The organism is Gemella sanguinis ATCC 700632 (assembly GCF_000701685.1).
Lineage (GTDB): Bacteria > Bacillota > Bacilli > Staphylococcales > Gemellaceae > Gemella > Gemella sanguinis.
In genome coordinates this window covers 96,270-108,663 of the sequence record NZ_JNJO01000008.1, presented here as the reverse complement: position 1 = coordinate 108,663, position 12,394 = coordinate 96,270, and the positions used below count along the sequence as shown (strand labels likewise).

Genomic DNA, 12,394 nt, shown 5'->3' with positions numbered 1-12,394 from the left:
GCTGTTATCCGGTATTAGCTATCGTTTCCAATAGTTGTCCCCGTCTATGAGGCAGGTTCTTTACGTGTTACTCACCCGTTCGCCGCTAAGTTTTTCTAGTGCAAGCACCAGAAAAACTTCGCTCGACTTGCATGTATTAGGCACGCCGCCAGCGTTCGTCCTGAGCCAGGATCAAACTCTCCAAATAAATTTGTTAGCTTGATTAGCTCATTAAAAAGTTTTATAGTTCCTTTTTAGAACTGTCCTTTTTTGGAATTAACGTTGACTTAATTCGTTTAGTTTTCAATGTTCAAGTTTGTTGCGATTAGCAACTTTTATAGTTTAACATTTTTATTATTCAATGTCAAGAACTTTTCAAAAGTTTTTTTAAAAAATTTTTAACATTCGGTTTTTAAAAAATGTAATTTTAGCCTTCTCTCCTGAAGACTTTTTCTATTCTATCATCTCATTTATTCTTTGTCAAGAAGTTTCTGTAACTTTTTTTAAGTTTTTTAAAAAGTATGGTAAATAATAAGATAATATCTTTCAAAACGAAAGATTGATATTATTTTAACATCTCTAATTAGTTTTGTCAATATATTTCATGAAATTTATGCTGTTCTTCTTAACATTTTATTAAAATAAAACTACCATTGTTCGCATTCTTCTATAATTAATGCAAATTCTATTTATTTACAATTCATTTTCATATGAAATTCAGCGATAAATAACAAGTAGAGATAGGATTTAACAATTCTATCTCTACTTGTTTCTTCTATATATTGTAAAAATCAAATATAGTTACAGGCATATTTCTTTTATGCTCTGATTTTATATAATGAGTTTCTATAATTTTCTTAGCTTCTTCTGGCACCTCTCGCCCTTCAAGGTAGTCATCTATATTATCATATGTCACTCCAAGAGCTACTTCGTCAGCTAAAGCTGGTCGATCTTCTTCTAAATCTGCCGTAGGTTTTTTCAAATAAAGATGTTCTGGACAATTTAGTTCTTTTAATAATGCTTTCCCTTGTCTTTTATTCAGTCTATATAACGGAACAATATCTACACCACCATCACCATATTTTGTATAGAAACCAGTAATCGCTTCTGCAGCGTGATCTGTTCCTACTACTATACCTTTATTCATTGTGGCAATTGAGTACTGAACTTTCATTCGTTCTCTTGCTTTTTCATTCCCTTTAGCAAAGTCTGAAATTGCAATACCTGCTGCTTTTAATGATTCTACACTTGCATCTACAGCATTTTTTATATTAACAGTATATACTTTATCCGGTTGTATAAAGTTAAGCGCGTCGTTACAATCTGCTTCATCAAACTGTGTTCCGTACGGTAATCTAACAGCTATAAATTTATAATCGCGTCCAGTTTCTTCTCGTAATTCAGTTATAGCCATCTGGCAAAGTTTACCGCATAAAGTTGAATCTTGGCCACCAGATATACCTAAAACTAAAGTTTCTAGAAAATCATTTTTTTTCAAATAATCTTTTAAGAAATTAATAGTTAATCTAATTTCTTCTTTTACATTAATTTCAGGTTTACATCTTAATCTTTTTATTACCTCTTGTTGTAATGTCATAATTTCACCTAGTCAATCTGTTTTTTTGTAATTTTTTTCATTATATTATTTCTATTTTTCCAACATTTAGTACTTAAGTCCACCGGATAAAACTCAGGGTTTAATAAACGTTTGTATTCACTCCATATCAGTTCCTTGCTTTCTTTAAAGTATTCAGCACTCTCTTGAACAGTTGGAGCGACATAAACTTGTTTTCCATCTTTGAATACATCCACATGAATATCACGAGCTTCAAAGTTTACCACTTCTTTCTCTAAATACGTATGTGTTGGATGGAATAATTTTATTGTAGGTTCCGCTTGCACATCTTCATCATCCATTGCAATATAGTCCCCAGCAGCTTTACCGGTATCTTTATTGATGATTCTATAAACTTTTTTCGCTCCAGGAATAGTTAACTTAGCAGGATTTTCTGATATTTTTAATCTATCCACCATTTCCCCATTGTCATCTTCTAAACATACCAATTTATAAACTGCACCTAATGCTGGATTATCATATGCTGTAATTAACTTAGTACCAATTCCCCAAGAGTCTATTTTAGCCCCTTGTTGTTTTAGGTGAGTTATAGTGCCTTCATCTAAATCATTAGATGCAACAATCTTAGCATCCGGATAACCAGCAGCGTCTAACATTTTTCTAGCTTCTTGAGATAGGTATGCAATATCGCCCGAATCCAAACGAACTCCTAAGAAATTAATTTTATCTTTCAATTCATCAGCAACTTTAATTGCTGTTGGAATACCCGAACGTAAAGTATCATATGTATCCACTAAGAAGTAGCAATCTTTATGAACTGAGGCATATTTTTTAAATGCCGTTTCTTCATCTTGATAAGCCTGCACAAATGAGTGCGCATGCGTTCCACTACATGGAATACCAAACAGTTTTGCAGCTTTCACATTACTTGTCGCATCAAATCCACCTATTATTGCAGCACGAGTTCCCCAAAGAGCGGCATCAAATTCATGTGCACGTCTTGTACCAAATTCCATGCAAACTTCATTTGGACATAAGTGTTTAATACGCGCAGCTTTAGTAGCAATTAATATTTGATAATTCACTATATTCAATATTGCAGTTTCCATTAATTGCGCTTGAATCAAAGGAGCCTCTACTCTAATTAGCGGTTCATTACCAAAAACAATTTCACCTTCTCTAACCAAACGTATACTTCCTGTGAATTTTAAATTTTTTAAATAATCTAAATAATCTTCATCATAGTTAAGCGTACGTAAATACTCTATATCAGAATCTGTAAATTTAAAGTCATTTACATACTCTATTATTTTGGCTAACCCTGCAAATACAGCATAACCTCCACCAAATGGAATCTTTCTGAAATATACATCAAAATATGATTTTCTTTCATGTATACCATCTTTAAAATAAACATACCCCATATTTATTTGATATAAATCTGTATGAAGCGCATCGCCTATGTATTTATTCATAACACCCTCCGGCTTTATTTAACTTATTACTAAAAATTTTTAGTTATCTATATATTAACACTTTTAGAGTATTTTAACAAATAATTATTATCATTTAAATTATTTATCAAAAAGACAATATAATAAAAATAGAGATTAGATATTACTAACCTCTATTATTGCTTCTTGTATTCGATTGGGTGTTATTAGTGTTTGAATTCTTTTTAGTATTCGTACTGTTACGATTACTGTTTGAACTTGAAGTTTTTTTGTCAGACGTATTTTCTGACTCCTCATCCGATGATTCTTCATCTGTTTTTTCAGATTTACTTTCTGATTTATCATCTTTATTTTTTTTATCTTTTGAGTCTTTATTCGAACCTGGTAATTTACTATCATCTATACGACCGCTACCATCATCTTTTTTCTCGATATTACCTTGCATAATAGCTTCTATAGCATTTTTTAAGAAGTTCTCTTGCTGAGGTAAACTAAAGATTATCTCTCCACCGTAGCTAAGTCCATATTCTTGTCTTACTAAATCAGTAATAAACTGAGGATCTTTCAACTTATCGATTACTACATCATTTACTTTTGCTTCTTTTTCTAATTTCTCAATTTGTTGAGATTGTTCTTTTAATTGGGCATTAATTTGTTTCTTTTCACGAATATAGAAAAATGTCTGAACCAAGGTAACTACAAGCAATAAAGAAAGAACACTTATTATTATGAACTTTCTACGCTTTCTGTATTTCGCCTTTGCTTTAAGAACATCCTTCCTGAATTGGGGGTCTAAATTATGCTCTGCCATTGTCTTCCTCTCTTGTTTTTTCCGACACTATTTTGAACATTTTAGTTGCATCTTCTTTTTTTGTGCTGTCTTTTAATTCTAACACTTCATATACAACTTCTTTTTTCGCAAAGAAAATAGTAATTACATCTCCGACTTTAAGAGGACTAGACGGCTTTGCTTTCTTTCCGTTTATCGCAATGTGTCCTTCAGCCGAAATTTCATTAGCTACTGTTCTTCTTTTTATTATTCGTGAAACTTTTAAGAATTTATCTAAACGCATTTAATCACCCCTGTATAATTTGTACTAACTATTATCACATATAATTCATTTTTTCGCAAATATTTCCAATTACAGTAACACAAAGTTACATAAACACGAAGAAACTTAACTAAACTCAATTTTGTCTAGCTAAGTTTCTAACATTAATTATATTTGATTCAGCCCTTATAAACTATGCCCAGTTACCATCTTTAAATATTTGGACTTCACGACCATCTTTAGTTATACCAACTATATTAGTAGTTCCTTCTCCAACCATAAAGTCTACGTGAACTAAACTATCATTAGCACCCACTGCCGCTAATTCTTCATCAGACATTTCGCTTCCACCTTCGACACATGTTGGATAAGCTTTACCTAGCGCGATATGACAAGCTGCATTTTCATCAAATAATGTTTCTAGGAATAAGATTCCTGTATTAGAAATAGGTGAATCAAATGGAACAAGAGCCATTTCCCCTATACTTCTAGCACCTTCATCAGTTTCTAAAATATTTTTAAGTGCATCATATCCTCTTTTTGCATCATAATCAACAACTTTACCATTTTCAAATTTCAACCAGAAATCATCAATTAGCACTCCACCATGGTTTAATGGTTTTGCATTATAAACTATTCCGCTTGTAACATCTTTATGAGGCATTGTAAATACTTCTTCCGTTGGAATATTAGCTACAAAACGACCTGCTTTTTTAGCATAACTTCCTGCACTTTGCCAAATATGACCTTCAGGTAAACCTACAATAAGATCTGTTCCTAAGTCATTTGTAATATGTAATTTTTCAAGATTACTTTCTATTAAGAATTTTCCTTTAGCATCTAAAACACTAATATGTTCTTCCCAAGCTGCAACTGGATCATCTCCATCAGCACGACAAGCACTTAAAATTTCATCCCATAGACGTAAGTATGCTGCTTCATCATCTAATTCAGGGAATAGGCGTTTGGCCCATCCAACAGTTGAAGCTGCAACTACTGACCATGGACACTCATCACTCATTATAGATTTCATGTAATTTCTTAAAGCTTTAGAGCGCCCAACTAAAGATGCTTTCATTTTATTACTATCAACACCTGCTAATCCATCAGGATCGTCTCCAATAATTGATAAGAAAGCTGCACCGTTTTCTAAAGTTTCTTGGTAGTGGTCAACATACCATTGGCTTACGTTACTTAAACTTTCTTCACTTTGATAAGTTAAATTTAATTTTGTTAATTCTTGATCACGCCATTCTACTTCCACTTTACTAGCACCAAGTTCATAACATGCTTTTACTACTTTCACTACAAAATTTCTAGTATCAGTAGTAGCTCTAACCAATACTGGTTGATCTTTTTGTACGTTCAGCCCTACTTTAGCTATTAATTTTGCATAGTTATCTAATTTTTTATCTAATCCCATGTTTATCTCCTATATTTCAATATTAATTTATTTTAATAAGGCTTTGAGAACAATACCCCAAAGCCTTATTTGACCTACTATTAAACTTCTCTAGTAGCTTCTTTTAACCAAGCTCTTTCTTCTTCAGTTAATTTAGGCGCAATAATATCATATACTTCTTTATGATATTTGTTTAATTCGTATTTATCTTCACTTGTTAGTAAGTCTACGTCAATTGCTTCTAAATCCCAAGGAACATATGTAATAGGTTCAAATTCTAAGAATTGACCATATTCATTTTTAACTGTAGCTTTTACTAAAATTTCGTTTTCTAAACGGATACCGTGAGATCCTGCAATATATAATCCAGGTTCGTTAGTTAATACCATACCAGCTTTAAATGGTTCTACAGAACGAGCTATACTCCAGTGAATTCCTGCTGGACCTTCGTGGATATTTCCTAAGAATCCTACACCGTGTCCTGTTCCGTGGTTGTAATCTTCATAGTCATACCATAACGGTGCACGAGCGAATAAGTCTACGTTTGGACCAGAAATTCCTTCTTTGAATTTCAATCTTGATAGACGTAAGTGACATTGTAATACACGAGTGTAGTCACGTTTCATTCTATCTGAAATTTCTCCTAACGCAGTTGTTCTTGTGATATCAGTAGAACCTTGACTGAAGTTTGCCCCAGTATCTGTTAAGAATAGTGTGTTTGGAGTTAGAGCACGGTTAGTTTCTTCGCTTGAAGAGTAGTGAACGATTGCTCCATTTGGACCATGACCACAAATTGGGTCAAAACTTGGACAAATGAATCCACCTTGTTCTTCTCTGAATTTTTCTAATCTTGCAGATGCAGATAATTCTGTTTCATTTGCAATTTCACCACTTTTAACTAATTCTTTTAACCAATAGATGAATTTAGTATGAGCTGCTCCATCTTTAACGTGTGCTTCTTTGATGTTTTTAATTTCCACATCATTTTTAATTGCTTTCATTAATACAGTAGGGTTACGTTTTTCAACTAATTTAACACCTTCTGGAATATTACTGAAGATAGCAAAGTTTAGACGTGCAGGGTCTACTAATACAACATCTTCTGATTTAAATCCTTTAATATCTTCATAGATTTGGTTGTATGGTTTAATAACAACATTATCTTTAGCTAAGTTAGCTTTAATTTCATCAGAGAATTTAGATTCGTCAACATATAAATCAACGTGATCTTCAAATACTACTGTATAACTTAATAGTAACGGGAAGAAATCAACGTCCATTCCACGGATATTTAGTAACCAGCCAGTATCATCTAAACTAGTAATGATGTGGATATTAGCTCCTGCTTCTTTCATTTCTTTTCTTACGCGTTCTAATTTGCTAGTAGCAGTTTCACCAGCTAAATCAACATCTAGGTAAAATGCTTTACGTTTAGATAATTCTGGTCTATCTTCCCAAATTTCATCTACTAAATCAACTTCGTATTTAATAGTTGCATTTTTAGCTTTTAGTTTTTCTGATAAAGTTTTTCCTTCACCGAATGTTACAACACGTCCATCAAAACCTAATACTCCTCCTTCAGGAATATTTTTTTCGATAAATTCAGTAGTTGTTGGAACTCCTGGGTTGAACATACGACATAATTCAATACCAGAACCTTCTAATTGTTGTTCAGCTTGTAAGAAGTAACGTCCATCTGTCCAAAGTCCAGCATAATCTTTTGTTACTACTAGTGTCCCAGCTGACCCTGTGAAACCACTCATAAATACACGAGCTTTAAAGTGTTCTCCTACATATTCACTGTTATGGAAGTCAGCAGTTGGTACCATATAAATATCAATTCCATCACGTTCCATAAGTTCTCTTAGTTTAGCGATTCTTTCTTTAATTGCCATTTTATATTGCTCCTTTGTTATTTTTCATAATTTATTTTTTACCTTATTTCAGTTTTTCTTTAAATCTATCTGTTGCACGTACCAAAGCATCCACTATTGCAGGTTCTGCTGAAGAGTGACCAGCAATAACAAAATCTAGATCACAGTTATTCAGTTTTTTACTTAACTCATAGGCTCCAATTGGTCTACAATCTACATCATAGCGCCCATGTACTATATAAGTAGGAATATCCTTAATAACATCTACATTATTTAATAGCCAGTTATCCTCTCCGCCCCAGAACATCTCATTCATCCAAAAATGGCATTCAATAGTAGCTATTGATATAGCAAAGTTGATTTCTCCTGCACTCTCTTCAACATCTGGGTTAGGATGTAGCGTTACTACACTACCTTCCCAAATACTCCACTCACGTGCAGCCTCTTCTCTTACCTCTTTATTTTCACTTGTTAAGCGCTTATAATACGCACCTATAATATCATGTTGTTCTTCTTCTGGAATAATAGATGTATATCTAGCAAAAGCTTCTGGGAAAAATTCACTTACTCCACCCTTTTCATATAGCCATTCAATATCTTCTCTGCGCCCTAAGAATATACCCCTTAGTACTAAACCAAGAACACGTTCAGGATGCTTAATAGCATAACAAAGTGATAAAGTAGTTCCCCAGCTTCCTCCAAAAACAAGCCATTTATCGATATTTAACTCTTTACGAATTTTTTCAATATCTTCTATAATGTGCCATGTATCATTATCTTTCAAACAAGCTCGTGGTGTCGATTGACCACTACCTCTTTGATCTAATAAAATAATACGATATGCTTCAGGATCAAAATATCGTCTACCAGCTGGTGATGTACCTCCACCAGGACCTCCATGTAAGAAAACTACTGGTATTCCATTCGGATTACCACTTTCCTCATAATAAATAGTGTGAACGTCATCAACTTTTAACATTTTAGAGAAGTTCTCACTTATCTCTGGATATAACGTCCGTAGTTCTCCCATAGTCAGGACCTCCTATCTCTATAAAATATTTACATTTACTATTCTACCATAAAATAAAGCGTTTTTCATTACTAATTTTAAATAATTTCTTACAATCTTATAATTTCAGTAAAATATATTTGTTTATACTATTTTTAAATATTTTTGTTATTTTAGAATTTCTTTGAAATAGTCGGTAGCACGTACTAATGAATCAACAATTTCCGGTTCTCCTGATGAGTGACCTGAAACCGTAAATTCTAACTTGCAGTTATTTAATTTTTTATTTAGTTCATATGCACCTATCGGTCTACAATCTACATCATATCGTCCATGAACTATCCATGTTGGAATATCTTTTATAACATCCACATGGTCTAACAACCAGTTATCGTCATCCCAAAACATGTTATTCATCCAAAAATGACATTCAATAGTTGCCATAGAGATAGCATAGTTAATTTCTCCAAAACTTTGTTCAAGGTTTGGATCAGGATGAAGAGTTACTAGACTACCTTCCCACATACTCCATTCCTTAGCAGCAACTTCTCTAGTTTCTTTATCTTCACTTGTTAAACGTTTATAGTATGCTCCAATAATGTCTTTTCGCTCTTCTTCTGGAATAATCGAAATATATCTTTCAAAAGATTCTGGGTGAAAATTACTTGCTCCACCTACTTCATAAATCCATTCAATATCTTCTCGTCTTCCTAAGAAAATACCACGCAGCACTAAACCTAACACTCTTTCAGGATGTTTAATTGCGTAGCAAAGCGATAAAGTTGATCCCCAGCTTCCTCCAAAAACAAGCCATTTATCAATATTTAACTTTTCACGAATTTTTTCTATATCTTCTATGATATGCCATGTATCATTATTTTCTAAACATGCACGTGGTGTTGATTTACCACTTCCACGTTGGTCAAACAAAATTATACGATAAAACTCCGGATCAAAATATTGTCTACAGCTTGGAGCTGTCCCGCATCCAGGTCCCCCGTGTAAGAATATTACAGGTACTCCGTTAGGATTTCCACTTTCTTCATAATAAATTGTATGCGTCCCATCTACATCCAACATTTCTGAGAAATTTTCTTTTATTGCAGGATATAAAGTTCTTAATTGTTCCATAATAGACCTCCCAATTATATATATTTTATTTACACTTCTATTTTACCATAAAACCAGTATTTTATCATTATTATATAAAAATTATTTTTTCTATTTAATGATAACGTCTTAATCAAATAAATATTTATAATATAACAATATTTTTTTAAGCACTCTACTCTTTTAAATAAAGAAAAAAGGCTAGAATCTTAATTCTAACCTTTTTATTAATTTTATTCTTCTACTAATGTTTCACCTTCACGAAGTTCTACTAGACTAGCTAATTTTTTCTCGAAGATAAATACTAATACTGCAACTACCACACAAACAGCACCTATACCTAGCGCTACTTGAATAATAGGTAAATCAGCTATTTTTGAATACAATAAACTGTATCCTTTAGCTGCACCAAATGTTGCAACAATCCAAACAGCCATCATTATAGATAGAATTTGTTTAGGTGCATATTTAGATACAAATGATGCCCCTAATGGAGAGAAGAACATTTCAGCCAAGCTTAGTACTACGAAGAATAGTATTACCCAAAGAATACTAGCTTTTTGAGTTTCAGGAGCTCCTACTCCACGAGTTACTTCTGTTAATGCTAAGATTCCAAAAGTTACTCCTAATAAGAATAACGCGATAGATGCTTTTTTGTATAAACTCCAGTCCCCTTGTGGACGAGTAGCTAGTTTATACCACAACGCCCCTAAAACAGGCCCTAGAATAATACAAGTTAATGCGTTAACAGAATCTAACCATGATGTCGGAACAGTAAAGCTACCTAGGTTTGTATCAATAAATTTAGGCATATAATCATAAAGAATTACATATGTTAAATACCAGAAAACCCAGAAAACAACAGAAAGTAATGAAATGATTACGATAGACCATACGCGACGAACTTCATATTTTTCCAAAGGTCTATTTACTTTTGGTTTATCTTCGTGGTGTTCTTCACCTTGTGCAAATGGATGTTTACCAACATCTCCTAAAGATTTATAACCTAATACAAACCAAACCGCTCCAATTAAACAAATTAATCCAGCTAATTTGAAACATTGTAAGTAACCATTAGCACTCGCTGTTGCAAGTTTTACATATAAAACCCCTACAAAAGTTGTTCCGATAAATGACCCAATATTAATAAATGAATACATAGTTGAGAATGCGTCATCTTTACGTTTTTGATCACCTTCGAAGATTTGTCCAACTACTGCTTGAAGGTTACCTTTGAAAAATCCAGTTCCTAAAGAAACTAAAACAATCATCGTCCATAAAGCTGAATATGATCCAACAAACCCTGCATAACCATATCCTATTCCCATTAATAATAATCCTAGAGGAATAAGATATCTAGCTCCTATCAACTTATCGGCAATAAAACCAAATAATACGGGCGCAAGATAAGTGAATGCCACTAAGTTAGATTGCATCGCTGCACCTTCTACCTTACCTAGACCAAGACCACTTTCTCCAAAACCTCCACTTACTACAGCTGCTGTTACATAAACAATAATAAGCCATTTTGATGAGTAGTAAGCACAACGTTCGAACATAAAAGTCATCGAGCTCATATAAAAGCTCCACGGTTTACCTTTTTTTACCGCTACTTCAGACATATAAATCCCTTCTTTCTGTATAATTTAATACACAAATATTATAGCATAGTTTTTCAATTACTACAACTATTTTTGAAAATGTTACCATTCTATTAATTAACTATTGTGTTTCAAATTAGCAAGTGATATAATAAAAATATATTCGAAATATTAAAAGGAGTTGTATAATATGAAACTTTCTAGAACTAATACCATTTTAGCTAAAATGAAAGAGCAAGGAATCACACATGCACTTGTAAGTGATCCATATTCTATTTTTTATTTAACAGGATTTTTAGAAAATCCTGGTGAACGTTTCTTCGCTATTCTACTTGACGAAAACGGAAATCACAAATTATTCTTAAATATTCTATTCCCATTAGAAGAAGACTTAGGTTTAGAAATTGTAAGTTACTCAGATACTGATGATATTATTAGTAAAGTTGCTGAGTACATTCCAGATGGAACAAAACTAGGTATCGATAAAATTCTACCTGCTCGTTTCTTACTTCCATTAATGGATAAATTACCTAAAACTAAGTTTGTTGATGTTTCAGTACTAGTAGATACTACTCGTATGTTAAAAGATGAAGAAGAGAAAGAATTAATGCGTATCTCTTCTGAACTAAACGACAAAGCATGTCAGTTTGTTATCGACAACATTACAGAGCACACTACAGAAAAAGATTTAGTTAAAAAATTATTAGCTTACTATGAAGAAATCGGTGTAGAAGGGACATCATTCGCACCAATTATCGCTTTCGGTGATAACGGTGCAAACCCACATGGTATGCCAGGAGATAGAAAACCAAAACCAGGTGAATCTGTTATTGTAGATATCGGTGGTATTAAAGATAAATATTGTTCAGATATGACTCGTACAGTGTTCTTTAAACAACCTACACCAGAAGACAGAGAAGTATTTGAAATCGTTCTAGAGGCTGTTAAACGTGGTACTGCTTTAGTAAAACCTGGTACTAGATTGTGTGATATAGATGCTGCTTGCCGTGATTATATTACTGAAAAAGGATATGGTGAATACTTCACTCACCGTACTGGTCACCAAATTGGACTAGAAGACCACGAATACGGAGACGTTTCTAGTGTTAATGAGATGGTTTGTGAACCAGGTATGATTTTCTCTATAGAACCAGGTATCTACCTTCCAGGACGTATGGGAGTTCGTATCGAAGACTTAGTACTTGTTACTGAAGATGGTGTTGAAGTACTTAATAAACTTAACAAAGAATTTGTTGTAGTTGGAGAAAAATAATATTATTTAGTATTTTAATAATCAATGAAAAACACTAGATTGTATATACAATCTAGTGTTTTTC

The 12,394-nt window shown here is 32.9% G+C and carries 10 protein-coding genes and 1 rRNA gene; 1 reads left to right on the top strand and 10 read right to left on the bottom strand.

Translation table 11 applies throughout. The features are described from left to right. From T369_RS0105170 to T369_RS0105125, 10 genes are all read right to left on the bottom strand, one after another. Positions 1–187, bottom strand: a 16S ribosomal RNA gene (locus T369_RS0105170); the annotation flags it as partial. A gap of 567 nt (positions 188–754) precedes the next feature. Beyond that, complete coding sequence (gene nadE, locus T369_RS0105165; RefSeq protein WP_006364546.1) at positions 755–1,576, bottom strand: ammonia-dependent NAD(+) synthetase; 822 nt, start codon at positions 1,574–1,576, stop codon at positions 755–757. Between the two features lie 8 nt (positions 1,577–1,584). Continuing rightward, positions 1,585–3,030: a nicotinate phosphoribosyltransferase gene (locus T369_RS0105160; protein WP_031552606.1), complete on the bottom strand. Its 1,446-nt coding sequence runs from the start codon at positions 3,028–3,030 to the stop codon at positions 1,585–1,587. Positions 3,031–3,175: 145 nt separating this feature from the next. Further along, positions 3,176–3,820: an FtsB family cell division protein gene (locus T369_RS0105155; RefSeq protein ID WP_006364548.1), complete on the bottom strand. Its 645-nt coding sequence runs from the start codon at positions 3,818–3,820 to the stop codon at positions 3,176–3,178. Continuing rightward, positions 3,807–4,082, bottom strand: a complete 276-nt coding sequence (locus T369_RS0105150; protein WP_006364549.1) for an RNA-binding S4 domain-containing protein — start codon at positions 4,080–4,082, stop codon at positions 3,807–3,809. Before T369_RS0105150 ends, T369_RS0105155 begins: the two co-directional genes overlap by 14 nt. A gap of 172 nt (positions 4,083–4,254) precedes the next feature. Further along, complete coding sequence (locus T369_RS0105145) at positions 4,255–5,484, bottom strand: aminopeptidase (protein ID WP_006364550.1); 1,230 nt, start codon at positions 5,482–5,484, stop codon at positions 4,255–4,257. An 80-nt stretch (positions 5,485–5,564) separates the two neighbouring features. Continuing rightward, a complete protein-coding gene (locus T369_RS0105140; RefSeq protein WP_006364551.1) occupies positions 5,565–7,358 on the bottom strand; it encodes an aminopeptidase P family protein in 1,794 nt (597 codons plus the stop codon). 43 nt (positions 7,359–7,401) lie between these two features. Then, positions 7,402–8,367: a prolyl aminopeptidase gene (gene pip, locus T369_RS0105135; protein ID WP_031552597.1), complete on the bottom strand. Its 966-nt coding sequence runs from the start codon at positions 8,365–8,367 to the stop codon at positions 7,402–7,404. 147 nt (positions 8,368–8,514) lie between these two features. Continuing rightward, the gene (gene pip, locus T369_RS0105130; protein ID WP_031552596.1) at positions 8,515–9,477 is read right to left on the bottom strand and encodes a prolyl aminopeptidase; all 963 of its coding nucleotides are present in this window, start codon (positions 9,475–9,477) and stop codon (positions 8,515–8,517) included. A 212-nt stretch (positions 9,478–9,689) separates the two neighbouring features. Next, entirely contained in the window at positions 9,690–11,078 is a 1,389-nt protein-coding gene (locus T369_RS0105125) for a peptide MFS transporter (RefSeq protein WP_031552594.1), read from the bottom strand. Positions 11,079–11,247: 169 nt separating this feature from the next. Between T369_RS0105125 and T369_RS0105120 the strand changes: the two genes are divergently transcribed. Beyond that, a complete protein-coding gene (locus T369_RS0105120) occupies positions 11,248–12,330 on the top strand; it encodes a M24 family metallopeptidase (protein WP_031552592.1) in 1,083 nt (360 codons plus the stop codon). The last annotated feature ends 64 nt before the right edge of the window (positions 12,331–12,394 follow it).

Excerpts from the sequence above, each read along its gene's own strand:
- T369_RS0105160 (WP_031552606.1), bottom strand. The coding sequence starts at position 3,030 with ATGAATAAATACATAGGCGATGCGCTTCATACAGATTTATATCAAATA.
- pip (WP_031552596.1), bottom strand. The coding sequence starts at position 9,477 with ATGGAACAATTAAGAACTTTATATCCTGCAATAAAAGAAAATTTCTCA.
- T369_RS0105155 (WP_006364548.1), bottom strand. The coding sequence starts at position 3,820 with ATGGCAGAGCATAATTTAGACCCCCAATTCAGGAAGGATGTTCTTAAA.
- T369_RS0105145 (WP_006364550.1), bottom strand. The coding sequence starts at position 5,484 with ATGGGATTAGATAAAAAATTAGATAACTATGCAAAATTAATAGCTAAA.
- pip (WP_031552597.1), bottom strand. The coding sequence starts at position 8,367 with ATGGGAGAACTACGGACGTTATATCCAGAGATAAGTGAGAACTTCTCT.
- T369_RS0105140 (WP_006364551.1), bottom strand. The coding sequence starts at position 7,358 with ATGGCAATTAAAGAAAGAATCGCTAAACTAAGAGAACTTATGGAACGT.
- T369_RS0105125 (WP_031552594.1), bottom strand. The coding sequence starts at position 11,078 with ATGTCTGAAGTAGCGGTAAAAAAAGGTAAACCGTGGAGCTTTTATATG.
- nadE (WP_006364546.1), bottom strand. The coding sequence starts at position 1,576 with ATGACATTACAACAAGAGGTAATAAAAAGATTAAGATGTAAACCTGAA.
- T369_RS0105120 (WP_031552592.1), top strand. The coding sequence starts at position 11,248 with ATGAAACTTTCTAGAACTAATACCATTTTAGCTAAAATGAAAGAGCAA.
- T369_RS0105150 (WP_006364549.1), bottom strand. The coding sequence starts at position 4,082 with ATGCGTTTAGATAAATTCTTAAAAGTTTCACGAATAATAAAAAGAAGA.